22 protein-coding genes and 1 tRNA gene are annotated in these 26,476 nt (G+C 62.4%); 11 read left to right on the top strand and 12 right to left on the bottom strand.

The features are described 5' to 3' along the window. The first annotated feature begins 120 nt into the window (after nucleotides 1-120). Both ACVZUB_RS11410 and nudC read left to right on the top strand, forming a co-directional pair. Nucleotides 121-1,188: a potassium channel family protein gene (locus ACVZUB_RS11410; protein ID WP_003942296.1), complete on the top strand. Its 1,068-nt coding sequence runs from the start codon at nucleotides 121-123 to the stop codon at nucleotides 1,186-1,188. A 38-nt stretch (nucleotides 1,189-1,226) separates the two neighbouring features. Beyond that, nucleotides 1,227-2,126: an NAD(+) diphosphatase gene (nudC, locus tag ACVZUB_RS11415; RefSeq protein ID WP_007731249.1), complete on the top strand. Its 900-nt coding sequence runs from the start codon at nucleotides 1,227-1,229 to the stop codon at nucleotides 2,124-2,126. A 14-nt stretch (nucleotides 2,127-2,140) separates the two neighbouring features. On the opposite strand, the gene ACVZUB_RS11420 is transcribed toward nudC, so the two are convergent. Continuing rightward, on the bottom strand, nucleotides 2,141-2,398 hold the full coding sequence (locus ACVZUB_RS11420) for a mycoredoxin (RefSeq protein ID WP_003942350.1): 258 nt from the start codon (nucleotides 2,396-2,398) through the stop codon (nucleotides 2,141-2,143). Nucleotides 2,399-2,501: 103 nt separating this feature from the next. Here ACVZUB_RS11420 and ACVZUB_RS11425 point away from each other — a divergent pair, with 103 nt between their 5' ends. Together ACVZUB_RS11425 and ACVZUB_RS11430 are read left to right on the top strand one after the other, a co-directional pair. Beyond that, nucleotides 2,502-4,640: an ATP-dependent DNA helicase UvrD2 gene (locus ACVZUB_RS11425; RefSeq protein ID WP_482628425.1), complete on the top strand. Its 2,139-nt coding sequence runs from the start codon at nucleotides 2,502-2,504 to the stop codon at nucleotides 4,638-4,640. Between the two features lie 513 nt (nucleotides 4,641-5,153). Continuing rightward, nucleotides 5,154-5,477 (top strand): WhiB family transcriptional regulator, encoded by a 324-nt coding sequence (locus tag ACVZUB_RS11430; protein ID WP_003942321.1) that lies wholly within the window; start codon nucleotides 5,154-5,156, stop codon nucleotides 5,475-5,477. Between the two features lie 26 nt (nucleotides 5,478-5,503). Here the strand turns inward: ACVZUB_RS11430 and ACVZUB_RS11435 are convergent, their stop codons facing one another. The 3 genes from ACVZUB_RS11435 to ACVZUB_RS11445 form a co-directional block, all read right to left on the bottom strand. Next, nucleotides 5,504-6,847 (bottom strand): ABC1 kinase family protein, encoded by a 1,344-nt coding sequence (locus ACVZUB_RS11435; RefSeq protein ID WP_172403528.1) that lies wholly within the window; start codon nucleotides 6,845-6,847, stop codon nucleotides 5,504-5,506. 4 nt (nucleotides 6,848-6,851) lie between these two features. Further along, the gene (locus tag ACVZUB_RS11440; protein ID WP_482628426.1) at nucleotides 6,852-7,766 is read right to left on the bottom strand and encodes a hypothetical protein; all 915 of its coding nucleotides are present in this window, start codon (nucleotides 7,764-7,766) and stop codon (nucleotides 6,852-6,854) included. A 98-nt stretch (nucleotides 7,767-7,864) separates the two neighbouring features. Beyond that, nucleotides 7,865-9,265 (bottom strand): zinc-dependent metalloprotease, encoded by a 1,401-nt coding sequence (locus ACVZUB_RS11445; protein WP_042450102.1) that lies wholly within the window; start codon nucleotides 9,263-9,265, stop codon nucleotides 7,865-7,867. 123 nt (nucleotides 9,266-9,388) lie between these two features. Between ACVZUB_RS11445 and ACVZUB_RS11450 the strand changes: the two genes are divergently transcribed. Continuing rightward, nucleotides 9,389-10,411 (top strand): YlbL family protein, encoded by a 1,023-nt coding sequence (locus ACVZUB_RS11450; RefSeq protein ID WP_037130086.1) that lies wholly within the window; start codon nucleotides 9,389-9,391, stop codon nucleotides 10,409-10,411. A gap of 26 nt (nucleotides 10,412-10,437) precedes the next feature. Here the strand turns inward: ACVZUB_RS11450 and ACVZUB_RS11455 are convergent, their stop codons facing one another. Beyond that, on the bottom strand, nucleotides 10,438-11,040 hold the full coding sequence (locus ACVZUB_RS11455; protein ID WP_019747831.1) for a PPA1309 family protein: 603 nt from the start codon (nucleotides 11,038-11,040) through the stop codon (nucleotides 10,438-10,440). Between the two features lie 168 nt (nucleotides 11,041-11,208). On the opposite strand from ACVZUB_RS11455, the gene ACVZUB_RS11460 reads away from it, so the two are divergent. Further along, nucleotides 11,209-14,184 carry a UPF0182 family protein gene (locus ACVZUB_RS11460; protein WP_030534991.1) on the top strand — a complete coding sequence of 992 codons (2,976 nt, stop codon included), beginning with the start codon at nucleotides 11,209-11,211 and terminating at the stop codon, nucleotides 14,182-14,184. A gap of 88 nt (nucleotides 14,185-14,272) precedes the next feature. Here ACVZUB_RS11460 and ACVZUB_RS11465 read toward each other — a convergent pair whose 3' ends face one another. Further along, complete coding sequence (locus ACVZUB_RS11465; protein WP_003942299.1) at nucleotides 14,273-14,827, bottom strand: transglycosylase family protein; 555 nt, start codon at nucleotides 14,825-14,827, stop codon at nucleotides 14,273-14,275. 450 nt (nucleotides 14,828-15,277) lie between these two features. Here ACVZUB_RS11465 and ACVZUB_RS11470 point away from each other — a divergent pair. Then, nucleotides 15,278-15,351: transfer RNA gene (locus ACVZUB_RS11470), tRNA-Met, on the top strand. A 73-nt stretch (nucleotides 15,352-15,424) separates the two neighbouring features. Then, complete coding sequence (locus tag ACVZUB_RS11475) at nucleotides 15,425-16,201, top strand: esterase/lipase family protein (RefSeq protein ID WP_073512805.1); 777 nt, start codon at nucleotides 15,425-15,427, stop codon at nucleotides 16,199-16,201. Nucleotides 16,202-16,205: 4 nt separating this feature from the next. Here the strand turns inward: ACVZUB_RS11475 and ACVZUB_RS11480 are convergent, their stop codons facing one another. The 4 genes from ACVZUB_RS11480 to ACVZUB_RS11495 are packed head-to-tail and all read right to left on the bottom strand — an operon-like array spanning nucleotide 16,206 to nucleotide 19,649. Next, entirely contained in the window at nucleotides 16,206-16,850 is a 645-nt protein-coding gene (locus ACVZUB_RS11480) for a GntR family transcriptional regulator (RefSeq protein ID WP_007731273.1), read from the bottom strand. Between the two features lie 47 nt (nucleotides 16,851-16,897). Further along, nucleotides 16,898-17,968, bottom strand: coding sequence for an isopenicillin N synthase family dioxygenase (locus ACVZUB_RS11485; protein ID WP_482628427.1), 1,071 nt, complete (start codon nucleotides 17,966-17,968; stop codon nucleotides 16,898-16,900). Next, on the bottom strand, nucleotides 17,965-18,870 hold the full coding sequence (locus ACVZUB_RS11490; protein WP_482628428.1) for an ABC transporter permease: 906 nt from the start codon (nucleotides 18,868-18,870) through the stop codon (nucleotides 17,965-17,967). The genes ACVZUB_RS11485 and ACVZUB_RS11490 overlap by 4 nt, the downstream gene beginning before the upstream one ends. Further along, nucleotides 18,867-19,649, bottom strand: a complete 783-nt coding sequence (locus tag ACVZUB_RS11495; RefSeq protein ID WP_003942349.1) for an ABC transporter ATP-binding protein — start codon at nucleotides 19,647-19,649, stop codon at nucleotides 18,867-18,869. The genes ACVZUB_RS11490 and ACVZUB_RS11495 overlap by 4 nt, the downstream gene beginning before the upstream one ends. Before the next feature lie 251 nt (nucleotides 19,650-19,900). Between ACVZUB_RS11495 and ACVZUB_RS11500 the strand changes: the two genes are divergently transcribed. From ACVZUB_RS11500 to ACVZUB_RS11510, 3 genes are read left to right on the top strand one after another with little or no spacing between them, the layout of a single operon-like run. Then, nucleotides 19,901-21,091, top strand: a complete 1,191-nt coding sequence (locus ACVZUB_RS11500; protein ID WP_007731279.1) for a hypothetical protein — start codon at nucleotides 19,901-19,903, stop codon at nucleotides 21,089-21,091. Nucleotides 21,092-21,106: 15 nt separating this feature from the next. Next, nucleotides 21,107-22,084 (top strand): isopenicillin N synthase family dioxygenase, encoded by a 978-nt coding sequence (locus ACVZUB_RS11505; protein ID WP_003942293.1) that lies wholly within the window; start codon nucleotides 21,107-21,109, stop codon nucleotides 22,082-22,084. A 40-nt stretch (nucleotides 22,085-22,124) separates the two neighbouring features. Next, complete coding sequence (locus ACVZUB_RS11510) at nucleotides 22,125-23,453, top strand: amidohydrolase family protein (RefSeq protein ID WP_058039108.1); 1,329 nt, start codon at nucleotides 22,125-22,127, stop codon at nucleotides 23,451-23,453. A gap of 6 nt (nucleotides 23,454-23,459) precedes the next feature. On the opposite strand, the gene ACVZUB_RS11515 is transcribed toward ACVZUB_RS11510, so the two are convergent. Together ACVZUB_RS11515 and ACVZUB_RS11520 are read right to left on the bottom strand one after the other, a co-directional pair. After that, nucleotides 23,460-25,094, bottom strand: a complete 1,635-nt coding sequence (locus ACVZUB_RS11515; RefSeq protein WP_063316616.1) for an acyl-CoA synthetase — start codon at nucleotides 25,092-25,094, stop codon at nucleotides 23,460-23,462. A 156-nt stretch (nucleotides 25,095-25,250) separates the two neighbouring features. Continuing rightward, complete coding sequence (locus ACVZUB_RS11520; protein ID WP_003942363.1) at nucleotides 25,251-26,456, bottom strand: acyl-CoA dehydrogenase family protein; 1,206 nt, start codon at nucleotides 26,454-26,456, stop codon at nucleotides 25,251-25,253. Between the last annotated feature and the right edge of the window lie 20 nt (nucleotides 26,457-26,476).

A 26,476-nucleotide genomic window follows, 5' to 3' on the forward strand; every position in this document is an offset into this window, starting at 1 on the left:
TACCGGCGCCACGACCCGCGCGCTATTCGGCGCCCGAGTTCCGAAGTCGATCTTCGAGGGTTACGCTGCCTGCCGATGTCCGTGTAGGTATTTCGTAAGTTCGAGTGAGAGAGTCGATGTATGGCCGGTAAGCTCCGGGCGCGTTTGACCAGGTCGGAAGCATTGACCGATCAGCCTGACTTCGCCCTTGTCGGGGTGCTGCGCATTCCCCAGCTACAGACAAGTCCGGCGCGGGCCATCTACAAGCGAGTTCTCATCGCGTTGGGTGCTCTCGGCGCCGCCGTGTTGATCGTGTACATCGATCGCGCGGGATACCGGGACGCACAGGACAACGAGCTGTCGCTGCTCGACTGCATTTACTATGCGACGGTTTCGCTCTCGACCACCGGCTACGGCGATATCACTCCGTTCACGCCGTCGGCGCGCCTGGTCAACGTCCTGTTGATCACGCCACTTCGGATCTTCTTCTTGATCGTGTTGGTCGGAACAACACTTTCAGCTCTGACCGAGAGTTCGCGTCAGGCGTTCAAAATTCAGCGTTGGAGGCAGCACGTGCGTAATCACACCGTCGTCGTCGGATACGGGACCAAGGGGCGGACGGCAATCGAAGCAATGCTCGGTGACGGTGTACCGGCGTCGGAGATCGTGGTCGTGGACACCGATCAGACCGTCCTCGATTCGGCGGCGAGCAAGGGCCTGGTGACGGTGTTCGGTTCGGCGACGAAATCGGACGTACTTCGGTTGGCAGGTGCGCAGAATGCGTCGTCGATCATCGTGGCAACCAACCGTGACGACACCGCAGTGCTCGTGACGCTGACAGCCCGCGAAATCGCGCCGAAAGCCAAGATCGCCGCAGCCATCCGTGAAGCCGACAACGCGCATCTTCTGCGTCAGTCCGGCGCAGACTCCGTCGTCGTGTCCTCGGAGACGGCGGGTCGACTCCTCGGCATCGCGACCACGACGCCGACCGTCGTGGAGATGATCGAAGACCTGCTGACTCCGGAGGCCGGATTCGCGATTGCCGAGCGTGCCGTCGAGCGCGACGAGGTCGGCGGCTCTCCGCGTCATCTCTCCGACATCGTGCTCGGGGTCGTTCGTGACGGCCGTCTGGTTCGCGTCGGTTCGCCCGAGGTGGACGCCGTCGAGGAGAACGATCGACTGCTCTACATTCGCCGCGTCACGAACTGAGTGTTACCGAGCTTCGTGCGCGCAGTAATGTCGTGAGCGTGAACGACTTCCAGCTGACCGAAACACCTCTGCTCTCACGCTCGAGCGTCGGCCGCGCCGAGGAATTGCGGTCGGACGCCGCTGCACTGACGACGGGTTGGGCGGACGCACTGCTCCTCCGTGTGAATTCACGGGGTCAGGTCAAGGTGTCGCCGGAAGGTCAATTGGTCTTCGCCGAGGCAACCGAGTTGGGGCCCGAACCGGTGCGCGGCGCGGTCTTCCTGGGAATTCGGGAGAATCGCCACGTCTGGGCGGTGCGGGTGTCGCTGCTGGCGGGCACTTTGTCTGAATTGCGGATGCTCGGCGGAACACTCGACGACGCGGACGCCGGTTTGTTGACCGGTGCCGTCGCGATTCTCAACTGGCACGACAGTGCCGGATTCAGCGCTATCGACGGCGCACCGAGTGAACCCACGATGTCCGGCTGGTCACGCATTTCCACGTCCACCGGCCACGAGGAGTTTCCCCGAACGGATCCGGCGGTCATCTGCCTGGTGCACGACGGCGGCGATCGAGTTCTACTCGCGCGTCAGCCGACCTGGCCGCAGCGCCGTTTCTCGATTCTCGCGGGATTCGTCGAGGCCGGGGAGTCACTCGAAACGTGTGTTGTCCGCGAGATCAAGGAAGAAGTCGGTATCGACGTGCACAGCGTTCGATACCTCGGGAGCCAGCCTTGGCCGTTCCCTCGCTCGGTGATGTTGGGCTTCGCCGCAATCGGCGACCCCGCCGCTCCGCTGCTGTTCGCGGACGGCGAGATCGCCGAGGGCACCTGGTTCACGAAGGACGAGGTGCGCGCCGCTCTCGAACTCGGCGACTGGGGTTCGGAAGCGGACGCGCCACTGCTGCTGCCCGGGTCGATCTCCATCGCTCGCGGAATGCTCGAGAGCTGGGTCAAGTAGCAGCCGGAGAAGGTCTACAGACCCAGAGCCTGCTTGACCTGGTTGAGCGACGGGTTGGTCGCAACGCTGCCGTCGCCGTACTTCACGGTCGGAACGACGTGATTGCCACCGTTGACGCTGCCGACGAAATCGGCTGCTGCCGGATCGTTCTCGATGTCGATCTCGGTGTACTCGATCCCCGACGCGTTGAGCTGCGTCTTGAGGCGACGGCAGTAGCCGCACCACGTGGTCGAGTAGATGGTCAGGGCAGGCGCATTTTCGGTAGAAGTCACGGCCGATATAACACCACGACCGAGAGCGTTGTTCCGTATCGGCCCGTGTTCTCTTGCCCACATACCGTCGGGCGCGGCGAATGGAGTGTCGGAACGTCCTGCCATGATGGTCCCCATGCCTGCGGACACCGGACTGGATCCAGAACAATCGGCCGCCGTGCTCGCGCCACGCGGCCCGGTATGTGTCCTCGCGGGCGCTGGAACAGGCAAAACCCGCACCATCACGCGCCGGATCGCTCATCTGGTTGCCGACGGTCACGTGTCGGCCGGTCAGGTGCTTGCCGTGACGTTCACCGCTCGTGCGGCCGGGGAAATGCGTGGACGTCTCCGTGAGCTGGGCGTCGGCGGGAGTGGGCCGCAGGTGCAGGCTCGAACTTTTCACGCTGCTGCTCTCCGTCAACTGAAGTACTTCTGGCCGCAGGTTGTCGGCGACACGCCGTGGCGTCTGCTGGACCGAAAGTTCGCCGTTGTCAGCAGTGCCGCAGCCCGGGTGGGATTGTCCACCAGCACGGAAAGCGTCCGCGACCTCGCCAGTGAAATCGAGTGGTCGAAGGCGTCGCTGATCGCGCCGGAGGATTACCCACGCGCGATCGCCAAGATTCGCCGTGAGGCACCGGTCGATGCCACCAAGGTGGCCCAGGTGTATGCCGCATACGAAGAGCTGAAAGCACGCGGCCAGGACGGCATGCTGCTTGATTTCGACGATCTCCTACTGCACACGGCGGCAGCTCTCGAAGAGCATTCGACAGTCGCCGACGAGTTCCGCGAGCGGTATCGCTGCTTCGTCGTGGACGAGTATCAGGACGTCACCCCACTGCAGCAGCGTGTGCTCGACGCCTGGCTGGGCGACCGAGACGATCTGACCGTGGTGGGCGATGCGAATCAGACCATCTACTCCTTCACCGGAGCCACCCCCAACTATCTGTTGGACTTCTCCCGGAAATTCCCCGAAGCGACCGTCGTTCGGCTCGAACGGGATTACCGCTCCACCCCTGAGGTCGTGTCGTTGGCGAACCGCGTGATCGGTGCGGCGCGCGGGCGGATCGCCGGGACGCGTCTGCAGCTGATCGGGCAGCGCGCGCCGGGGCCTGAGCCGGAGTTCATGGAGTTCGACGACGAGCCGGCCGAAGCACTCGGCGTTGCGCGGGCGATCAAACGGCTGATCGCGGCAGGCACCCCTGCGGCCGAGATCGCTGTTCTGTACCGGATCAATGCTCAGTCGGAGGCGCACGAGCAGGCCCTGACGAAGCTGGGCATTCCGTTCCAGGTGCGCGGTGGAGAGGGCTTCTTCACTCGCACCGAGGTACGTCAGGCGGTGGCAGCGCTGCGTCAGGCTGCTGGACGCGACGACCTCCCCGAAGGTGCAGACAACGGCGAAGCACTGGTCTCACTCGTCCGCGCTGTGCTCGCGCCGCTCGGCCTGACCAACGAAGAGCCTTCGGGTACTCAGGCACGCGAGCGCTGGGCTTCGCTCTCGGCTCTCGTGGCGCTCACCGAAGAACAACTTGTCCACGAACCTGAACTGACGCTCACCGGGCTTCTACAGGAGCTCACGGCCCGAGCCGAGGCGCGGCACCCACCGACCGTGCAAGGTGTGACGCTGGCCTCGCTCCACGCGGCCAAGGGACTCGAATGGGATGCGGTGTTCCTGGTCGGCCTCAACGACGGCACCCTGCCGATCCAGCACGTTCTCGGCGACGCCAATTCGGGCGCCGACGACGTCGCGGTGGAGGAGGAGCGTCGGCTTCTGTACGTGGGTGTTACCCGCGCCCGCGAGCATCTGCAGCTGTCTTGGGCATTGGCCCGCAATGAGGGTGGACGCAAGTCCCGTCGCCGGTCGAGGTTCCTCAACGGGCTCATCCCCGAGGACTCACCGGCTTCGCGCGTTGCCGCGCCGTCGTCGGGGAACAAGAAGCGTCCGCGCTGCCGCGTCTGCGGCAAACCGTTGATCGGGACGTCGGCGACCATGCTCGGGCGCTGCGAAAAATGCCCGTCCAATGTCGACCTGGAATTGCTCGAGCACCTCAAGGCCTGGCGTCTGGACAAGTCCCGAGAACTCAAAGTTCCGGCCTATGTCGTCTTCAGTGACAACACACTGATGGCTATTGCCGAACAACGACCACAAGATAATCGTGGACTGGTTTCGATCCCTGGAATCGGGCCGAAGAAACTCGACAACTTCGGGGAAGACGTACTATCTGTCATTCGCGGTGAACTGCGAGCGGCAACACTCGATATCTGACAACACATCCGAATCGACAACGGTGAGTTACATAACCGCAGGTCAAAAATAGGTTGTGCAGATTCGGCAGATTCTCTACTCTGGTTTTCAGTGTTACGGGGCAACCTGTGCGCAGAAACTATCCGGACCGACACGAAATGGAGGTGGCAAAAAAATGACGAACTTGATCTCTTACGAAGCGTGCGCAAGCGCAAAGTTCGCTGTTGCCGCCCCCATGCTGCCGCGTGCAGCGGGATGGGCGCAGCATGCGTTCCGCCTGCGCCCTCAAGCAGCAGCAAAGAAAGCAGCTGTCGAGTCCGTGTTCTTAAGCCATCGAGGTATTTCTCGGTAGGACACATCCGTTCACTTACGGCCACGGACCCGCAGCCCCTGCGGACCGTGGCCTTTGTGTTGGATACCCCTCTTTATCCGGTTTCCGACTCGGCTCAGGTTCGCACCCATCGAACCCATATCGTGCGACACAGTTTCGCATCCGAGCACTAGGAGACCGAGTTGTCTGCCCAGACAATCCGCGTGGAATCCGAAAACTCCACCACTGCAGTAACTTCCACCGACGTCACTTCGGCTGCAGTCACGTTCATCGAGGTCGCGTCCACCCGCCGCGACCTGCCGTGCCGGGCATCCAACCCCGATCTCTGGTTCGCCGAAGCTCCGGCCGAACTCGAGCAGGCCAAGGCACTGTGCGCGCAGTGCCCCATCCGTTCCCGTTGTCTCAGTGCGGCTCTCGACCGCGCCGAGCCATGGGGGGTGTGGGGCGGCGAGATCCTCGATCAGGGGGCCGTCATAGCGCGCAAGAGACCGAGAGGGCGCCCACGCAAGCAACTTGTGTGCGCGTGAGAGCCCTATTCGGCGGAGCCGGTGTCTTAGTCGGCGGAGCCGGTGTCATCCAGAACCGGCTCCGCGAACCCTGGCAACCAACGAGTCAGGATTTCCATGTACGGGGCATATGCGTCCAACTGGGCGCATATGCCGACCGAACCGAGAAGAACACGGAAGATCATCAAATACTCGGCCGGAAGGTTGAGTGCACGGGCCGTTCGGAACTGCGCACTGTTGAAGTCAGTGGCGGTTCCGGCGGCCTTTTGCAGCCATGCCCGAGTGAAGTGAAATGACTCGGTCTGGATCGGGTCGGTGAAGGGTCGCAGGTAATCCGCGATCTCCTTGTCGGTCACCGTGCGTCCGGGGATCACGAAACCGTTGGCGCGCAACAACTCCGTCAACTCGTCGAATTGTTCCTCGACAGCCAAGCGCACCATCGTGCCGAGAACCCGTGGCAGTCCGTTCGGGAACGGCGCAGCAGCACCGAAGTCGATGACGCCGAGTCGGCCGTCCTCGAGAAGCATGAAATTGCCGGGGTGCGGGTCACAGTGGAGCAATCCGACACGGGCCGGAGACGCGAAGTGGAATTCGGCGAGTAGTGCACCGGCCGCATTGCGCTGCTCCGGCGTTCCACTCTCGATGATTCTGGTCAACGGGGTTGCCGTCATCCATTCGGTCACGACCACTTTTGGCGCGCTCGCCACGACGTGCGGGATCACGAATTGGGGATCTCCGTCGAACTCTTTGGCAAAAGCTCGCTGATTGTTCGCCTCGATCCGATAGTCGAGTTCTTCCTCCGTGCGCGCGGTGAACTCCTCGATCACGGGCCGTACGTCGACACCGGGCATGACCGAACCGAAGAGACCGGCAAATCTGCCCAGGGTCTTGAGATCGGCGCGTAGAGCTTCGTCGGCGCCGGGGTACTGAACTTTCACGGCTACGTCGCGGCCGTCCGCCCAGACGGCTCGATGAACCTGCCCGATGCTTGCCGACGCGGTCGGTTCATCGTCGAACGACTGGAATCGGTCGCGCCACTTGGTTCCGAGTTGCTGGTCGAGCATCTTGTGTACTTGCTTGGTCGGCAGCGGTGGGGCAGCGGCCTGAAGCTTGTTCAGCGACTCGCGGTACGGTTCGGCGAATTCCTCCGGAATAGCCGCCTCCATGACGCTGAGCGCTTGGCCCAGCTTCATCGCGCCACCCTTGAGTTCGCCCAGCACCGCGAACAATTGCTCGGCGGCCTTCGCGCTCAACTGTGCGTCGATCTCGCCTTTGTCACCGCCGGCGAGCTTGCGTCCGAAGCCCATGGCGGCGCGACCGGCCATCCCCAGGGGGATGCTCGCGAGTTTGGCAGTACGGGCAGAACTCTTGCGTGGGATCTCGGACACCACACCATCATGTCTGACTGGGGCGTCCTTTGCCCGAAACAGGTGCCAGGTATTGGCAACTGCAGGATATTTGCCGAGGCCAGCGCCTGGTTGTGATCCGATACGGACGCAGCGCGATCTCGAGCGTCGACGACAGGCTCGCCGCATGCGTCGCCGCTGTCTCCGATAATGCGGAGTCGATCTCGGCCAGGGCCAGCGCGACACTTGCATGGATCATCGCCGATTCCGCGTGGCCTGCGCTGCCGAGTAGCTGCGCGGACAGATGAAGCCAATGAGGGTCGAGTTCGGATCGGAGGATGTCGGCGCACCGCAGGCAACTCGACTGACCAGGCAGGACAAGAGGCCCGACCACACCGTTGCCGTCGCGGATGCGGATGGAAAGGTGGGGGAGTCCGCAGCGAACGAGATCGCTGACCAGACGAGGATCAGTTACGACGTCGTCGGCCAGGACCACCAGTTGTTCGTTCCACGTGCGCACGACGTCGGTGTTGCGATACCCGCGCGAGCGACGCGTGCTGACCCCGCCGGCGACCAGTGCGCGCTCGATGGCGTCAGAGAGCGGACCGACACCGTGAATCCGTACCGTCGCGGTGCTTCTGCGGGCAGTGTGGACGAAACCGGAATCGGCGAGTTGCTCGAGCAACTCCTCCGTCACCGACGTGGGAATCCCGCGCCTCGACGCTTCCCAGAGGATGTTTGCGCGGGATCTCGAGCCGTCCATTTTGTGCAGGATCGACTTCACCGCGCGATCGTCGACCCCGACAGGCAGAGTCAGCAGGACGGCATGTCCGGGGGTCCATCCCAGCTGCAGTCGACCATCCGGGCGCGACAGAACAGCGATCCGCGGGTCCCATCGAGGTCCCGCGGATCGCTGTGAAGTGCTGTCTTGTCTGGTGTCGTCGTGTGTGTGACCGGTCATCATTCGATGCTGGCACGACGGGCCCTCGGCGAGTCCCCGTCAGCGGCAGTTATCCACAGGCGGTCATCGCGGCTGATCTGCGAAAATCGGTCGTGAAGGGATTACTTCTCTTCGTCGTCCTCGCGGGTCTTGTCCATCGCTGCCTCGGCCGCACGCTCTTTTGCCACGACGGCTTCGAGCTGGGCTATCGGGTCGTCGAAATTACCGGCTTCGCCGGCGCCGAGGACACGGGCGACAAATCCGTCCGGTGCGTCGAGATCGCTCGAATCGGGCATCAGGTCGGGATGCGACCAGACGCCGTCGCGAACGTCCATACCGGCTTCCGCGGTGAGCTTCTGCCACAAACCGGCCGCTTCACGGACCTTGCGAGGACGAAGTTCGAGTCCGACCAGCGTCGCAAAGGTCTGTTCGGCGGGGCCGCCGGTGGCACGGCGACGCCGCAACGTCTCGCTCATCGCGGCAACACCAGGCAGTCGCTCGCCGAGTGCGGCGGTGACGACCGTCTCCACCCAGCCCTCGACCAGCGCAAGCAGAGTCTCGAGACGTTCGAGAGCGGCTTTCTGCTCCGGTGTGTTCTGCGGCTCGAACGTGCCCTGCTGCATCAACGCTTCGAGCTTGCTCGGATCGGTGAGAGCGGATGGATCGAGGTCCTTGGCGAATTCTTCCATCGCCGAGAAGTCCATGGTGATTCCGCGGGCGTATTCCTCCACTGTCGCGAGAACACGCTGGCGCAGCCACGGAACGTGACTGTAAAGGCGCTGATGAGCGGCTTCCCGCGCGGCGAGGAAGACCAGAACTTCCTGATGCGGCTGTTCGAGACCCTCACTGAAAGCCTGAACCGCAGCCGGGAGAAGGGCCGCGGTGCCTTCGGGGCCGAGGGGCAGGCCGATGTCAGTGGAGGAGAGCACCTCGGTGGACAGTTGGCCGAGTGCCTGGCCCAATTGCGAGCCGAACGCGAGTCCGCCCATCTGGCCGAGCATGCCCAGCATCGGGCCAGCCATCTGCTGTGCTTCGGCCGGAAGACCCTGGACCCACATGCCCGCTACCTTCTCGGCCACCGGATCACAGAGTCGCTTCCAGGTGTCGATCGTGTTGTCGAGCCAGTCGTTCGGAGTCCACGCAAGAGTGCGGCTCGCTCCGGCAGGGAGCGTTGTCGCGGCGTCCAGCCACATCTCGGCCAGGTGCGCGGCGTCGGCGATCGCCTTGACGTTGCCCTCGGTGATCGGTGTGACCGATCCGATCTGTTGGCGTGCCAGCTTCTTGGCGATGTCGTAGTTGACCGGGCCGGACGTACCGCCCTGGCCCATCGACGAGCCCATTCCGCTCAGCATCTGCCCGAACTGGGTGAGCATCTGGCCGAGCTGAGCCGGATCGAATCCCTCACCGCCCGCGCCGAACCCGAACGGCATGTCACCACCCCCGAACGGATTGCCACCCGCCGCGTTCTTGTCGCGATCGGGATCGTCGTCGGAGTTGGAGAAGCCGAACGGCATATTGCTCATACCTCAACGGTACAAGGCTCGAGCGGTCGGAGTCGCCCTCCGAGTCACGCTGACGGCGAACACGCACGGCGCTCAGGCGGTGCGATCGGTGCTCCGGAGCCTTCGCGCTTTACTCTGGATCAGGTGAATCGACGGATAGTGACGCTCTTGGCCGCACTCGCACCCATCGTCGTGTTGGGAGTCGTCGGAACAATGGTCACTGTTCCTTATGTCGCACTCGGTCCGGGCCCCACCTTCAACACGCTCGGCGACGTCGACGGTAAGCCCGTCGTGGACATCCAGGGGACCGAGGTCGATCCCACCGACGGCAACCTCAACATGACAACGGTGTCGGTTCGCGACGGCCTCAACATCTTCGAAGCGTTCGGACTGTGGGCGAGTGGCAGCAACGGACTCGTCCCTCGCTCGGAGATCTATCCGCCCGAGAAGTCGAAGGAAGAGATTCAGCAGGCCAACACGGCCGACTTCCAGCAATCCGAGGACAGTGCCGAGTTGGCGGCACTGCACTTTCTCGGCAAGCCGGTGGCACTGACTGTTTCGAAGGTGACTCCGGACGGTCCCGCTGCGGGTGCCCTGCAAGAAGGCGACGTCCTGGTCAAGATCGGCGACACTCCGGTAACCACCATCACCGGCGTTCAGGACACGGTCGGTGCGATCGCGCCCGGCACCGCGATCGACGTCACCGTCCTTCGTGAGGGTGTGGAGACCGTTGTGCCGGTCACCGTCGGGGCGCGGCCCAACAAGCCCGAATCGGGTTACCTCGGCGTCACACCCAGCGAGGTCCCGGACGTTCCCTTCACCGTGCAGTTCAATCTCGCCGACATCGGCGGTCCTTCTGCCGGACTGATGTTCACACTGGCCTTGGTCGACAAGCTGACTCCGGGGGAGCTCAACGGCGGAAAGTTCGTAGCCGGAACGGGCACCATCGACTCCGACGGCGAGGTCGGTCCGATCGGCGGCATCAGGTACAAGTTGATCGCCGCGTCCGAAGCCGGTGCTGAGACCTTCCTCGTGCCGGCCCAGAACTGTGACGAGGCGAAACAGAATGCGCCGGACGGGCTTCGACTCGTCAAGGTCGACAACCTGCCCGGCGCAGTGGACTCACTCGAAAGCCTCAACACGGGTGGCGACGCACCCCGCTGCTGAAAGCTGCCTGGCCGCCGACGACTCTGTCAGTCTTCTTCGACCTCGTCGAGCGTCGCGTACAGGGCGTGCACGAGGTGAGGTGCAAGACCGTCGTAGGTGAGCAGTTCCAAGTCACCGTACGGATCCGCATCCTCGTCGGGACGCATCTGTAGGAGCGACAGCGAGGGACCGTCACGGAGCACGCCGACGAACAGTCGAGCCTCGCGTCGATCGGGATGCGCGTTGGCCGTCAGCCGCGCGACCTCGTCCGCCGCGTGCTGATCGGTCAACACCGGCGCCGTGGCGTGGTCGAGATCCGATTCCGCCTCGGGCGGCAGGACGACGATCTCCTGCACCAGGATGCAACCCTGCACGGACTCGGGCCAATGCGTCGTCGCCAGGAACTCGTCGAGTGCCCGTGAACCGCCGATGATGTCCTCGGGAAGCGATTCCTGTTCGATCGGTGTGTATTCGGCGCCCTCGGCGAGTTGGTCGAGCAGTCCGGGTTCGGCCGCGGCGAGCATTTCGGTGGGTACCAACGCGTACAGCTTCGGCGGCTGATCCCAGCCTTCGGCGTCGATGTGGTCGACAACTTCATGAACGCACCGGGCGAGGGCACTCGGTGATCTGCTCATATTCTCTTCACTCACACGTTCATCCTCCCACCTTCTGTCCGGCTCCCCGCTCTCCGTGTTGTCAACCCGTGACCGTTGTTACGTAGAGTGGTCGGAAACGGCCAAGTCCACTCGGGCGTGGCCGCAGTGATCGATGCAATCGGTTGCGACGCCACGGCGTCGCCAAATCTTGGAGCGTGGCACGTGGGCATGCGGCCCCCCGCAGGTTTACCCTCTCTGTCCAGACGCAGTCGAATCTTGTTGGTGGTGGCTGTCGTAGTGGCGGCCTTGCTGCTCGTGGGGCCGCGACTGATCGGCATGTACACGGACTGGTTGTGGTTCGGCGAAGTCGGCTTCCGCGGTGTCTTCACCAAGGTTCTGCTGACGCGATTCGTGCTCTTCCTGGTCGTCGGAATTGTCGTCGGCGCCATCGTGTGGCTCGCGATGCTTCTCGCGTACCGCGCACGCCCGGTGTTCGTCCCGGTCTCCGGGCCCAATGATCCGATCGCGCGCTACCGCACCACCGTTATGTCGCGTCTTCGTCTGTTCGGCGTGATCATTCCGGTAGCGATCGGCATCCTGTCCGGTCTCATCGCGCAGGCCAACTGGGTCACTATCCAGTTGTTCCTCAACGGCCAGGCATTCGGTATCACCGATCCGCAGTTCAACATGGACGTCAGCTTCTACACGTTCGATCTGCCGTTCTACCGTTTCGTTCTCAACTGGTTGTTCGTCTCGATCCTGCTGGCTTTCGTGGCAAATCTGATCACCCACTACGTTTTCGGTGGAATCAAATTGGCCGGACGAGCGGGGACGTTCACTACCGCCGCTCGTGTGCAGTTGGCTGTTCTGGCCGGCACTTTCGTGCTGTTGAAGGCCGTCGCCTACTGGCTCGATCGCTACTCGTTGCTTTCGAGCGGCCGTAAAGAGCCGACGTTCACCGGCCCGGGGTACACGGACATCATGGCTGTGCTCCCGGCAAAGCTGATATTGATGTCCATCGCGATCATCTGTGCTTTGGCTTTCTTCGCTGCGATCTTCACCCGCGACCTTCGTATCCCGGCTATGGCCGTTGCTCTGCTGGTTCTCTCGTCCGTGCTCGTAGGCGCAGTCTGGCCGATGATCGTCGAGCAGTTCTCCGTCAAGCCCAACGCGGCGGACAAGGAGAGTACGTACATCGAGCGGAACATCGCGGCCACCAGGCAGGCCTACGGAATCACGGACGACAAGGTCACATATCAGCCTTACTCGGGTGACGGCGACGCAATTCCGCGCGAGGTGCCGGCAGACGTCACCACTATTGCCAATGCTCGTCTCCTCGATCCGAACATTCTGTCGCCCACTTTCACCCAGCAGCAACAGCGTCAGAACTTCTACGGGTTCCCGCCCTCGCTCGACATCGATCGCTACGACATCGACGGTGAGATGCGCGACTACATCGTGGCGGCGCGTGAGATCTCACCGAACAACCTGCAGGGAAACCAGACGGACTGGATCAACAAGCACACGGTCTACACCCACGGCGACGGCTTGGTGGCCGCTCCGGCGAACAAGATCACTGCGCCGGTCCTGGACCCGACGAAGGACAACGCGAACAACAACAATGCGGGCTACCCGATCTACACGGTCAGCGACATCGCCTCGCAGGACGCGGGAACACAGGTCATCAAGGTCGATCAACCGCGCATCTACTACGGCGAGGTCATCGGTCAAGGCGCTGACGACTACGCAATCGTCGGTGGTGCCGGTGGTTCGGAAGCTCGCGAATACGACACGGAGCAGACCAAGTACACCTACACCGGTTCCGGCGGCGTCTCCATCGGAAACTGGGTCAATCGCTTGGCTTTCGCGGCGAAGTACACGGAGAGGAACATTCTCTTCTCGGGTGCCGTCGGTTCGGATTCCAAGATCATCTACAACCGTGATCCTCGCGATCGCGTCGGTCAGGTTGCTCCGTGGTTGACCACTGACGGAGATGCGTACCCGGCCGCAGTCGACGGCAAGATCGTCTGGATCGTCGATGCGTACACCACGCTGGAGAACTACCCGTACGCACAGCGCAGTTCGCTGGACGGACTGGTCGCGGACAGTGTGGATGCAACGACCGGTCGTTTGTTGCCGAAGAAGGAAGTCTCGTACATCCGCAACTCGGTCAAGGCAACCGTCGATGCCTACGACGGCACCGTGACGCTCTATCAGGTCGACGACAACGACCCGGTACTCAATGCGTGGAAGGGTGTGTTCCCGGACACGGTCAAGCCGCAGAGTGATATCTCGGACGATCTGCGGGCACACTTCCGCTATCCCGAAGACCTGTTCAAGGTTCAGCGGGAAATGTTGGCGAAGTACCACGTCGACAATCCGACCGAGTTCTTCACCAACAACGCTTTCTGGTCGGTGCCCAACGAGCCGACGGTGGAGAATTCGAAGGAAAATGAACCGCCGTACTACGTGATGGTGGGGGACCAGGAAACCGGCGCGCCGTCGTTCCGGCTCACAAGTCCGATGGTGGGATTCCAGCGAGACTTCCTGTCGGCTTACATCACCGTGAATTCGGATCCGAAGGACTACGGCAAGATCACTGTTCTGCAGTTGCCCGTCAACAAACAGACGCAGGGTCCGTCACAGTCGCAGAACTCGATGATCTCGGATGCTCGCGTGGGCTCGGAGAAGGCACTGCTGGAGAGAACCAACACGATCCGATACGGCAACCAGTTGGCCTTGCCGATCGCAGAGGGTGGAATTCTCTACGTCGAACCCATGTATACCGAGCGAAGTAACACAACGACTTCGTTCCCGCAGCTTTCCCGAGTTCTGGTGAGTTACCAGGAGTCTGCGAAGGCTGGCAGCAGGGTTCGTGTCGGTTACGCATCCACGTTGGCCGAGGCGCTCGATCAGGTCTTCGACAATGGTGGAGCCGCGGGTGCTGCCACCGCACCGGGTGGAACTGCCACGACGGAACCGCCGGCGGGAACCGGGACCACCCCCGCGCCGACGGCGCCGACGACGCCTACAGGTCCGGCATCATCGGAAGATGTGTCGAAGGCTCTGGCAGAGGTCAACGCTGCCATGGATGCATTGAAGTCTGCGCAACAGACTGGTGACTTCAGTGGTTACGGAGCCGCGCTGGATCGCCTGCAGAAGGCGGTTGACGCTTACCAGGCGCTGCCGCCCAGCTAGTCGACCTCGTTCGTGAGTCACAGAAGGCCCGCCATCCGATCGGATGGCGGGCCTTCTTGTGTTCTCAGGTGAAGCTGTACGAGCTGAATCAGCGCAGTGCTGCAACGATCGGTGCGTTGGCATCGGAGAGCTGCTGGAACTGTGCGGCGAAGCCGTACTGGCCGGCGAGGTCACGAGCGGTGTCGTAAGCCTGCTGTGCGGCGGGCTTGAGCTCGGCCGGGATCTCGATGGCGGGAGCAACTGCGGGTGCCTCGGCGACGGGAGCCGGTGCTGCGGCGGGAGCTTCTTCGACTGCAGGCTCGCTCGCGACGGTCAGACGCTGGCCGCAGACGGGCCATGCGCCGGGGCCCTGGCTCTGCAGGGTGTTCTCGGCGACGCGGATCTGCTCTTCCTTGGAAGCGTTGGCGGGCGAGCCGGTGCCACCGTTGGCGGTCCAGGTGCTCTGCGAGAACTGCAGGCCGCCGTAGTAGCCGTTTCCGGTGTTGATGTTCCAGTCGCCACCGCTCTCGCACTGTGCGACGCCGTCCCAGTTGTGGGTGGCTGCGGAAGCGGTGCCGGTGCTCATGGTGAGGGGCACTGCGACAAGTGCGCCGGCTACTGCCAATGTGCCGAATGCACGCTTGCTGATGCTGGTGTACGTCATGTCGGGGTAAATCCTCTCCGCGCTTGCTGACATCGGCGGGCCTGCGGGTCGGCGATGATGCTGACTTTCCCGGGCGCTTGTCTCTCCGTGTCTCTGCCCCTCGAAGGTTTCGGGGGTTCCGATCCCGCGGGGCAGAGTGGAGCAGCGGCGGGTCGGCGTTCGCCCGGTTGATTCGGGCCGGGACCGACCGTACGGGAGCGTCGAACGAGGGTCGATTCGCAATTTTCCGGACTGTCTGGTCTGCTCTCGACCCAAGATTTTAGCGTTTGTGCTGGTAGAGACTATCCGATGCCGTTTCGACGTACGTTCGTTACATGCTTGTTATGTGTTGATGCTCACGGGCATTTTGTGAACCCAGTCACCCGATTTCTCCACTTTCAGGCGTGTATTTCGCTCTAGCGCAGGCGATTTGCGTTCCGTTCACCTGCTCGTGTAACTTTGTCCATGCATCGCGGGGTGGAGCAGCTCGGTAGCTCGCTGGGCTCATAACCCAGAGGTCGCAGGTTCAAATCCTGTCCCCGCTACTAGAAAAGGACCGCCGCACTGGATTCCAGTGCGGCGGTCCTTTTTTGTGCGCAGCCGTCGTAGGGTGGCGACGTGCGACTCTCGAAGATTCTCTTGGCGATGGCGGTGTCTACTTCGCTGGTGACCACCGCTCTGGCGTTCTCGGCAGGAAGCGCTGCCGCCGGTGGGCGGATCACCGATGCGAAGCGCGTGGTCTTCATCGTTCCGGGGCAGCAGCTCTACAACTCGGGAGAAACGCACCAGGCGACCTACCGCGCCCTCGACAAGGCACTGAGCGCTGCGGGCTACGAGACACACTTCGTCGATGCACCCGGCAAGATGATTGCGGCCGACGCCGAGCTGATTGCCGATTCGATTCGCTCCTACGCTACCGGCGCTGACTCCGTCGGGGTGATCGCGCACAGTGCGGGTGGACTGAGCTCCCGGTACTACGCGAAGTTCCTCGGTGGCTCCGAAGTAGTGGATTCATTCGTCGCCATCGGTGCGCCACAGTACGGTAGCCCCGGTGGCTGCGTACAAGGCCCTGCCGACGGTTACGACACCTGCATGTTCTCCGAAGTTCTCACCAAGCTCAATGCCGGTGAGGACACTCCTGGATCTGCCTACTATTCGGTGGTGCAGAGTTCGGGCGAGTGGGCGGACGGTCGGTTGGACGGGGGCCAGTGCCGGGTGTACGTCGATGGCGTTCCCGGGGCCGGAACCGGAGGAGACCACCTCACCGAGCTCGAGCATCCAGAGGTCATCTCGGGAGCGATCAGCGCTTTGGGGCGCGACTGTGTCGGTACGTTCGTGGACGAGAACGACGGCGACATCACCTGGCCTGACACACTGTTTCCGTCATTTCGGTAAAGCTTCAGGTCCGGGTTGTTCGGACGAGTAGCCCGGCTACGTGTGCGCTCGCGGCAGTCCTCGCCCCCAAGGCGTCACCCGATTCGATGGCCGCGACTATACGTGCGTGCTCGGTGACGGCGATCCGCCGATTGAGCTCGAGGCTCCACATGTCCGAACGGTAGAGATGTGACTGTCCATCCAGACGATGCAGGGCTTCGCTGAGTGGGTGATTGCATGCAGTCTCACGAATCAAGGTGTGGAACTCGAGGTCGAGCTTCGAATCCCGACGCTGATCCGGCGGGCTCTCGAGAAGTTCGCGTTGCACCTGCACCATCTTGTTCAGCTGTGACACGGTTTCGTGCGTGGCATTGGCCGTGGCGTTGAACGCCGCGAGACCGTCGAGTACCTCACGCACCTCGAAGACCGCGCGCAGAGACTCCGCGTCCAGCGAATCGACTTTTGCACCCGCATTCCGTGTGTGGACGGCGATGCCCTCGTAGATCAACTGCTGCACGGCCTCGCGGACCGGCGTTCGACTGACATTGAGCTTGCTCGCCAGCGCGGGAACACTCAGTGGTGTCCCCGGCGCCAGCTCGCCCGAAAAGATCAGTTCGCGAAGCGTCTCGTGCACGGACTCGGTGAGTAAAGCTCGTTCGGTGGTGGTCATCTTGTCCTCACTTCGATCCTGCACGATGTCGACGGTACCCGGGAGCGCTATCCAGCGGCGCGCACCCGGTCAGCGCTGCGACTGTCGACCTCGGGCGCCGTCGCGCCTTTCAGTCCGGCCACTTTGGCCGCGATGTTCTCAGCGATCGTGATCGGCGGGTATCCCACTTCGCCCGGTGTGAGAGTCCCTGGCAGTGCTTCGATGACGGCGTCGTAGTTCCCGTCGAAAAAGAATGCGGCAGAGCGACGTCGGATGATCTGACCATCGACGATAGGTGGGTCGACTCGGTGCACTGTCGAGCGCCATCGGTCGTTCGTCCAGCGTGCCATCGCGTCGCCGAGGTTGATCAAGAGTGCGCCGTCGGCAGGTTGGACGTCGTGCCATACGCCGTCGGCACTCAGAACTTGAAGGCCCGGAACTTGATCTGCCCACAGGATGGTCAAGATTCCGAAGTCGGTGTGAGCGCCCATTCCCGTCATGTCGCCGGAGATGCGGATCTCGCCCTCGGGCAGTGCGTAGTTGTTCATCTTCATCGCGTCGATCGAATGGTCGAGCATCGAATCGAAGTACCCGGGCTGCAATCCGAGACCGTCGGTAAAGGCGCACATCAGGATTCGTGCCAAGCCCTGGGCATGACGGAAATACTCTTCGATTGCCGGTCGGAATCCGGGCGCGGCCACGGGCCAGGTGTTGGCGGCGTAGCTGGACTCGGGTAGGTCGACGCCCGGATAGTCGCTCACCTCTGTGCCCACGACTATTGCTTCGTAGAAATCGTTCATCTGGTTCGCGGCGGCGACGCCCAGGCTCATGCTGAGTGATTCCGATTTCGGTGGTGAGTAGCCGCGGTTCTCGGACGAGGGACGGCGATAGTTGTTCTTCACCGTCAGTGGGAGAGCAAAGAACTCGTCGAGAGCGTCGGCCAGTCCTTTGGTCGCCGATCGTGGAATGCTGTGTCCGACAATCTGTATGAATCCGACCTCCCGGCACGCGCGATCGAGTTGAGCTGCCACTTCCGCACAGGCAGTGCTGTTGGTGGCGTTTGCAACCGCTGCCTCGCCGCGGAGGTACGGGCTGATATCGATCGTAGGAATTTCGAAGACAGGAGTTTCGTGGGTCATTTAAAGTCCTTGCGGCCGGACGTGTGCCACTTACCGACGAGCACACGTGAGAGGAATCCAAAGGCAGAGAAGACGAGGACACCGAACACCGACGCGATCACGATCGCGGCGATCAGATCCTCGGACTGAAGGCGGCTTCGGTAGACGTCGAGCAGCGTTCCGATCCCGGGTTGTCCTTTGGCGAAGAACATGTCGCCGATGATGGCACCGACGACAACAAGGCCGGAGGCGGTGCGGATGCCGGTGAGAATAGCCGGCATTGCCGCTCGCAGTTCGAGTTTCACCAATCGATCCCAACGGGACGCGCGGCCGAGGGTGAAGAGTTCGTGCAGTCCGCGATCGACCGATTGCAATCCGAAGTGTGTGTTGGTGATGATCGGGAAGGCTGCGATGAGAACACACACCAGGGTACGCGCGGTCATACCGTAGCCGAACCAGAGCCCGATGAGGGGGACGATGGCGAGGATGGGAATGACCTGCAGCACAACGGCATAGGGATAGACGATCTGCTCGATCCACTTGGCCTGGCTCATCAGCACGCCGGTTCCGACGCCGACTGCCACCGCGACGACGAAGCCGACCAGTGCTACCTGTGCCGTCACTGCGAGGGCTTCGAGCATGGGCGAGAGGTGCTTCCAGTCGAGTAGCGACTTTGTCAGTACTTGACTCGGCGGCGGAAGGAGAAATCGACGTTCCGGGGAGAGAACGAGGTAGCTGACGATCGACCACGCTGCGACCGCGCCGGCAAGTGAGAGCAGCGGATAGAGAAGGAAGGTGCCGAGCGCTCTCATTCGCGAGGGCCGTCCGGGCTGTGACTGTGCTCGCGCGGCGGTCGCAGAATCAGTGCGAACGGCGGAATTGCGTGCGGTGGTGCCCTGTTGCACTGCAAGGACTTCGGTCATCGTGAGCTCCCATGGAGACTGGCCGAGATCTCGGCGACGTGTTCGGTGTATCGGGCGTCGTAGCGCAGTTCCGGGCTACGCGGGTACGGGAAATCGATGTCCACGACCGAATGGATTCGTCCGGGCCGGGCGGTCATGACGACCACCTTGTTTGCGAGGTACACGGCCTCGGATACCGAGTGCGTGATGAACATCGAGGTGAACCCCTTGTCGGTGTAGAGCCTTTGCAGCTCTACCTGCATCTCCAGTCGTGTCATCTCGTCGAGAGCACCGAAAGGTTCGTCGAGCAGCATCACAGCAGGTGCGAGGGTGAGCGCACGCGCCAACGAGACGCGCATCTTCATTCCGCCCGACAACGCGTTGGGCAGTTGTTTCGCGAAGTCCGCCAGTCCCACTGCGCGAATTGCCTCGTCGGCGCGCAATTTTCGGGCTGCTTTGTCGCCGCCACCGAGTTCGGCGGACAATTCGACGTTGGCCTGCACGGTTCGCCAGGGGAGGAGAGTCGGCTCCTGGAAGATGAAGCCAACTGATTCGGTGTCGAGGGCAACCGCGCCGCTGGTCGGTCGCTCGAGGCCGGCCGCCATGCGCAACAAAGTCGACTTGCCGCAGCCGGAGGGTCCGACCACGGCGACGAAGTCTCCTCGCTCCACGTTCAGATCGATGCCGTCCAGCGCGACAGTGCCGGTATCGAACTTCTTGACGACATCGGAAAAGACCATCTGCATCGGTGCGGTGAGCTTGCGAGCGTCGGCATCCTGCATCGTGTTCGCGAGTTCCATCTGAGCCTCCGGTTCGATAATGCATGCAAAAGTTCTTCAAGATGTATGAACCATCTTGAATTGCATGTATGTCGCCTAGATTGCTGAATGTAAATGTGAGGTGACATTGCAGGTGAAGCGAGAATCCGGGCGCGCGTTACCTGATGGAAACAACTAGTCGATTGCATGTAATCCATGTGCTGCAGAGTGTGCACATCGGATCATCCTTCCTGGTTCGCCCACATCCCAATTGTTTTCACGAAGGAGACGCTGTGTATTCAAATCGCAAGGTGCATTCCAATCGCAGAAGTGTGGGAGCGGCCGGCGCGGCACTGGCCATGTGTGCAGCCATCGGATTGACTGCGTGCAGCTCCAGTGAGGCTGAGACGGCCAAGGCTGAATCTCTCGAACCAGCTGCCGAGGCTCAGAACCTAGCGGGTCTCTGTCCGGAAAACGTTGTGGTTCAACTCCAATGGCAGCCGCAGTCGGATATGGGAGCGCTCTTCGAGATGCTTGGTCCCGGCTATTCGGTCGACACCGACGACAAGTCCGTCAGCGGGACTCTTGTCGCCGGAGGGAAGGACACCGGAGTCGACTTGACCTTGCGGGCCGGGGGACCGGCAATCGGGTTCCAATCCGTCAGCTCCCAGATGTACGTCGACGATTCGATCACTCTCGGCTTGGTGCACGGCGATCAGGTGATCGCGGCAGCGGCAAGTCAGCCCGTTGTGGCCGTCACGCCATTGCTCAAGTACAGCCCGGCAATCCTCATGTGGGACAAAGAGTCTCATCCGGAATGGGCGAGTGTTGCCGATATCGGCAAGTCCGACGCGAGTGTCGTCGTTTCCAAGGAGCAACTGTTTCCGCAGTGGCTCGTGGCGAAAGGCCTACTGAAGCAGTCTCAGCTCGACACGAGCTACGACGGAGCTCCCTCGCGATTTGTCGGTGACCCGACCATCGCTCAGCAAGGATTCGCGAATTCGGAACCGTACACGTACGAGAAGGAGACGCCGGCGTGGGACAAGCCGGTTTCCTATGACCTGCTGAAAGATTCGGGTTTCGACATCTACGCGTCCAATGTTTCCGTTCGTGCCGACAAGGTCGAGACACTCTCCCCGTGTTTGAGCAAGCTGGTTCCGATCATTCAGCAGGCCACCGCGGACTACATCACTGCGCCGGATACGGCGAATGCTGCCATTGTCGACGTCGTCTCGCAGGACGTGTCGTTCTCTCCCTACACCGAGGGTGAAGCAGCGTTCAGTGCCCAACTCTTGAAAGAGAAGGGCCTGATCGCGAACGAGGCGGACGGATCCGTCGGCACGTTCGACATGACGCGAGTCGCTCACACCGTCGAAGAACTGAAGCCCATCCTGAACGCCGGGGGTGCGGCGATACCGCAGTCATTGACTGCAGAAGAGATCTACACCGACAAGTTCACCGATCGGTCCATCGGAATCCGCTGAAGGAGCTGACAGCAAATGACGTACGACATGACAGAACTCAACCGCGAGACCCGCATGGGTGGCCTGGGCACGGAGACCACCGACCGCGAGGTCCGAAGAATCGATCTCTCGGATTTCGAGAACCGGCGCAGCGAGATCGCCGAGGAGTTGTGGTCGGCAGCGACCGACATCGGATTCTTCCAAATCGTCAATCACGGGATCGATCTGGACCAGGTCCGCGAGGCTTTCGCGGCGGCCGAGCGATTCTTTGCACTGCCCACTGAGGTCAAAGCGCAGTATCCGCTCAAGAAGGGTTTCAACTCCGGCTGGGAGAGCATGACGCAGGTGCGTCCGTCCATCGGAACACCTGATCAGAAAGAGTCCTATCAGGTGACCCGCCCGCATATGGGTGATCTGTGGCCCACTGCAGACGAATTGGGCGGATTCCGCGAAACGATCCTGGACTTCGAAGCCAAGTGCTGGGGCATTGCGATGGACCTGTTGTCGTGCTTCGCCGAGAAGCTGGGATTCGAACGAGACTTCTTCACCAGGGCACATGACCCGTCGGTGGACACCTACCAGAGCACGCTGCGACTACTCCACTACTTCCCCCTTGCCGCCGACGCAGATGTCGAAGGGATGTGGCGTGCCGGAGCACACACCGATTTCGATTGCCTGACATTGCTTTTCCAGCGTGACGGTCAGGGCGGCTTGCAACTGTGCCCGGGCAAGGAGATGGACACCCAGGAATGGACGTCGGTGGTGCCGGCTGAGGAAGCAATCACCTGCAACATCGGCGACATGCTGATGAGATGGAGTGATGACGTCCTGCCGTCGAATTTTCATCGAGTCAAGAGTCCCGGAGTCACCGACTATCGGGGAGCCCGCTACAGCCTCGCGTTCTTCGCTCAGGCGAACCGCGACGTGACCATCGAGGGGCCGGCGGGCAAGTACCCGCCGATCACTGCCGAGGACTACATCGACCAGCGAGTACGCGCGAACTTCGCGCGTTGATCCGTATCCGTTCCGTCACACACTTTCAGGAGAACTGGCGATGACTACCGCGCCCAAGAACATGACCGACGCGATCATCCGGGACGTGACGTTGTACAGCGGCGGGCAATGGCTGACCGGCCACGACGTCGTCGTCTCGAATGGGGTGGTCGAATCGATCGAGAAGTCGACCGGCACCGCCACACCTGGAAGTGTGGACGGATCGGGGGCGTATCTGATCCCTGGGTTCGTCAACACCCATACGCACCTTCAGCAGTCACTGATGCGTGGGATCGCCGAAGGGACACCGCTTCTCGAATGGCTACTCGCGGTCGCAGAAGAGTCGGTTCAGATCACGCCGGAGCGCGCATACACGGCCACTGTCGCAGCCTCGCTGGAGGCATTGCGCAGCGGTACGACCACCCTGGTCGAACACATGTGGCCGCACCCGTCCAGCGAGGTTCACGACGCTGTGATCCGGGCGTTGCACGACACCGGGATTCGTGCGGTACTGGGACGCGGAACCGCAGACCGGGCGGACAAGACGAGGAAGTGGGGCTTCGATCCGCGGCTCATGCAACCACTCGGAGACGTTCTCGCACATACGGATCAGATGATGCGCGACGTCGCAGGTTCCCGCGTCGACGTGGCAGTCGCGGTACCGAACCCGCGTTCGCTGACCCCGGAGGGGATGTCGGAAGTGCGTGAGTTCGCGCAGGCTCGCGACCTGACGGTCTCGATTCACCTGCTCGAGACGCAGACCGACAACACGATGTGTACCGAACACGCGGGCATGAACGCGGTCGACTACCTGGATTCCCATGGGTTCTTGTGGGACCGGGTGCTGGCGGTCCACTGCGTCGAACTCGACGACCGTGGTCAGAAGGTGCTGGCGGAGCGCGGCGTCGGAGTGTCGTACAACCCCGTCAGCAACATGCGGCTCGGTAGCGGAATCGCGCCCGTCCCGAGTTTCCTCGACGCGGGGATCGCGGTGGGGTTGGGTGTGGACGGCGCAGCCAGCAACGATACTCAGGACATGCTCGAGACGCTGCGCACCGGCGCCTACGTGCAGCGAGCCGCGCGCGGCCGCGCCGACCTGCTCGGCTTCGAAGCCATGATCGACATCGCATCCGGCGGTGCAAACGCAGCACTCGGTCTGCCGGCCAGGTCCGGCGGGATCTCCGTGGGTGATCCCGCCGACCTCACCATGATTCGGTTCGAACGCGACTTCGGTTGCCTCCCGGTACGAGATCCGGGCGCGTCCATTCTCACGACGGGCAGTCGTCAGATAGTGGACACGGTGTTGGTTGCGGGCGAGGTCGTACTCCGCGACGGGCACTCCACTCGCGTCGACGAGGCGGAATTGATCCGCACGCTCAGCGCTTTGTGACTGTGCTCAGTCTTCGCTGATCTCCATCTCGATCAGGACGCGGCGCAACAGCTTTCCGGTGGCGTTGCGGGGAAGTTCGTCGATGAAGACGATCTCGCGGGGAACCTTGTAGCGCGCGAGATTCGACCGGACGTGATCCTTCAGCTCGTCGGAGTTCTGGTCGGCGCCGTGGGCGACGACGACAAACGCTCGCAGGCGGTGCCCGAAGTCGGCGTCCTCGACTCCGATGACTGCCGCTTCCAAGACGTCCTCGCGATCGGCGAGCAGGTTCTCGACTTCGAGCGGGTAGACGTTCTCGCCACCGGAGACGATCATGTCGTCGTCGCGGCCGTCGACGAAGAGGAGGCCGTTGGCGTCGAAGTGTCCGACGTCGCCGGTCGAGAGAAGTCCGTCGATACGTTCCTTGTCGCGCCCGTCGGTGTATCCCTCGAAGCTCAGCCCGCTGGCGACGAAGATCCTGCCGATCGTGTGTGGGGTGGTGATCTTCCTGTTGTTCTCGTCGAACAGTTCGACGTGACAGGTCACCGGAGCGCGGCCCGCGGTTCCCGGCGCAATGGTCAGATCCTCGGGAGTCGCGACCGTGGCCACTGCGACCTCGGTGGATCCGTACAGGTTGTAGAGGACGTACCCGAACGAGGCCGTGACTCGCTTGCACAGGTCGGGTGAGAGTGACGAACCTGCCGAGAAGATGATCTTCAGGTTCGACGTGTCGTACTTGGACAGCACGTCGGGACCGAGGTCGATGATGCGAGTGAGCATCGTCGGGACCACGACCAGACTGTCGCACTTGTACTGGGCGACAAGCTTGATCGTGTTCTCCGGATCGAACTTTCGATGCATGACGACGGTCTGGCCGAGCGCCAACGCGAGAGCGAACTGCGAGACGCCGGTTCCGTGGAAGGCGGGGGCCGCCATCATCATGGTCTGTCCGCGGCGCAACGGCACGCGGTCGAGGAACTGCGCCGACGCGAGAGGGGAGGTGTGGCCACGCGGCGCACCCTTGGGAGTTCCCGTTGTGCCGCTGGTGAGGAGGACGAAGCCACCGTTCTTCTCGGGTGCCGGCACCGACGACGTGGTGCGTCCGGCGATGGCCTCGTCGAGAGTAGCTGCCGTGGAACCGTCAGCGGCCGTGCCCTCTGGCCAGGAACGATAGACGACGACGTCGTCCGGCAAGGCATCGGCGATGTCCGCGAACTCGTCGTCGTAGACGAAGGCGACCACCTTCTCCCGCGCGGCGACGTCCACGAGTTGGGGCCGAGCGAAGCCCGTGTTCATGAGAACGAGCTTCGTTCCGTTTTTCGCTGCCGCCAGCATGGTCAGGACCAAGCCTCGATGGTTACGGCACATCGCACCCATGACGGAGTCGGAGGTGATGCCGTCGGCCTGCCACGCCCGGACCAACGCGTTGCTCTGACGCTCGAGCTCGGCATAGGTGATGGGTCCGCGCTCGTCGATGACCGCCACCGCATCGTAGCCGTTCTCGGCGTGTGCATGGACCGGCCCGGCAAAGGGTCCGTACTTGTCCACGGCTGCAATGGATTTGAGCCCGCGATCGAGGCGAGGGAACGGGACGAGTCCGGCTCGGAACATGACCCCCGCCGCGCCGATGGTGTCAGTGACCTTGGTGACCAATCCGGGCATACGTGAACCTCTTCCGAGCGTCGTTGTAGGACTGATTACACACTAATGCGCAATCAGGTTTCGGTGGTGAAGTTTCACGATGGCGACCGAGCACTCCGCCCCGCCACCTCGAAAGGTGGCGGGGCGGAGTGTTTCGGGATCTGGTCCGTGCGACCGTCACTTCAGTTCGGCGGACGACTTTCCGAGCAGGCGGCGTGCGACGATCAGCTGCTGGATCTGCTGGGTGCCCTCGAAGATGTCGAGAATCTTCGAGTCGCGGCCCCACTTCTCGAGCAACGGGCGCTGCGAGTAGCCGTAAGTGCCGGCCAACTCGACTGCCTTGAGCGTCACGTCGGTGCCGGTGCGGCCGGCCTTCGCCTTGGACATGGACGCTTCGAGCGAGTTCGGCTTCTTGTTGTCGGCCATCCACGCCGCGCGCAGAGACAGCAGGTACGCGGCCTCCCAGTCGGCTTCCAAACGGATGAACTCGGCTGCAGCTGCATGCTGGTTGTAGACCGGTGTGTCGTAGGAGATCTCGACACCGGCTTCGGTCAGGATGCCGCGCAGTTCTTCGAGAGCTGCGCGTCCGACGCCGACGGCCATGGCTGCAACGAGGGGCCGGGTGTTGTCGAACGTCTGCATGACGCCGGCAAAGCCCTGCTCCACGTTGACCTCCGGGCTGCCGAGGATGTTGTCCGCGGGAATGCGGCAATCCTGGAGCAGGAGTACTGCGGTGTCGGAGGCCTTGATGCCCAGCTTGTGCTCGAGGCGGGCAACGCTCAGGCCCGGTGCGTCACGCGGAACGACGAACGATTTAATGGCCGCTCGGCCCTTCGACTTGTCGACCGACGCCCACACGACGATGTGCGTCGAACGCTCACCGGCGGTGACGAAGATCTTCTCGCCGTTGAGAACCCACTCGTCGCCGTCGAGAACGGCGGTGGTGGTCACTGCGGCGGAGTCGGAACCGAAACTCGGTTCGGTGATGGCCATCGAGGCCCACACCTTACCGAAACGTTCGAGCTGTTCGTCGGTTGACACTGCGGCGATCGCGGCGTTGCCGAGCCCCTGGTAGGGGATCGAGAGCATGAGTCCGACGTCGCCCCAAGACGTTTCGAGCGAGTTGAGGAGCGCAGACATGTTGCCGCCGTTGGCGTTGCCACCCTTGGCGCTCGCGTCGGACCGTCCGCCGCTGGCACCGCCGATGTCTCCACCGGAATCGGAGAGGCCTTCGACCATGGCGGCCATGGTGTCGAGCTCGACGGGATACTCGTGCTCAGCGAGATCGTACTTACGTGAAATGGGTCGGAAGATCTGCGCCGCGACCTGATGTGCCTGGTTCGCTGATGCTTTGAGCTTCTTGGGAAGTTCGAGGTTGATCATCGTGGTTCTCCTGGAAGTTC

This window comes from Rhodococcus sp. OS5 (genome assembly GCF_056837585.1).

Excerpts from the sequence above, each read along its gene's own strand:
- ACVZUB_RS11495 (WP_003942349.1), bottom strand. The coding sequence starts at position 19,649 with ATGGAACTCGCGAACACGATGCAGGATGCCGACGCTCGCAAGCTCACC.
- ACVZUB_RS11410 (WP_003942296.1), top strand. The coding sequence starts at position 121 with ATGGCCGGTAAGCTCCGGGCGCGTTTGACCAGGTCGGAAGCATTGACC.
- ACVZUB_RS11465 (WP_003942299.1), bottom strand. The coding sequence starts at position 14,827 with ATGACGTACACCAGCATCAGCAAGCGTGCATTCGGCACATTGGCAGTA.
- ACVZUB_RS11440 (WP_482628426.1), bottom strand. The coding sequence starts at position 7,766 with ATGATGACCGGTCACACACACGACGACACCAGACAAGACAGCACTTCA.
- ACVZUB_RS11510 (WP_058039108.1), top strand. The coding sequence starts at position 22,125 with ATGACTACCGCGCCCAAGAACATGACCGACGCGATCATCCGGGACGTG.
- ACVZUB_RS11515 (WP_063316616.1), bottom strand. The coding sequence starts at position 25,094 with ATGCCCGGATTGGTCACCAAGGTCACTGACACCATCGGCGCGGCGGGG.
- ACVZUB_RS11480 (WP_007731273.1), bottom strand. The coding sequence starts at position 16,850 with ATGACCACCACCGAACGAGCTTTACTCACCGAGTCCGTGCACGAGACG.
- ACVZUB_RS11445 (WP_042450102.1), bottom strand. The coding sequence starts at position 9,265 with ATGAGCAATATGCCGTTCGGCTTCTCCAACTCCGACGACGATCCCGAT.
- ACVZUB_RS11485 (WP_482628427.1), bottom strand. The coding sequence starts at position 17,968 with ATGACCCACGAAACTCCTGTCTTCGAAATTCCTACGATCGATATCAGC.
- ACVZUB_RS11490 (WP_482628428.1), bottom strand. The coding sequence starts at position 18,870 with ATGACCGAAGTCCTTGCAGTGCAACAGGGCACCACCGCACGCAATTCC.
- ACVZUB_RS11505 (WP_003942293.1), top strand. The coding sequence starts at position 21,107 with ATGACGTACGACATGACAGAACTCAACCGCGAGACCCGCATGGGTGGC.
- ACVZUB_RS11520 (WP_003942363.1), bottom strand. The coding sequence starts at position 26,456 with ATGATCAACCTCGAACTTCCCAAGAAGCTCAAAGCATCAGCGAACCAG.
- ACVZUB_RS11425 (WP_482628425.1), top strand. The coding sequence starts at position 2,502 with ATGATGGTCCCCATGCCTGCGGACACCGGACTGGATCCAGAACAATCG.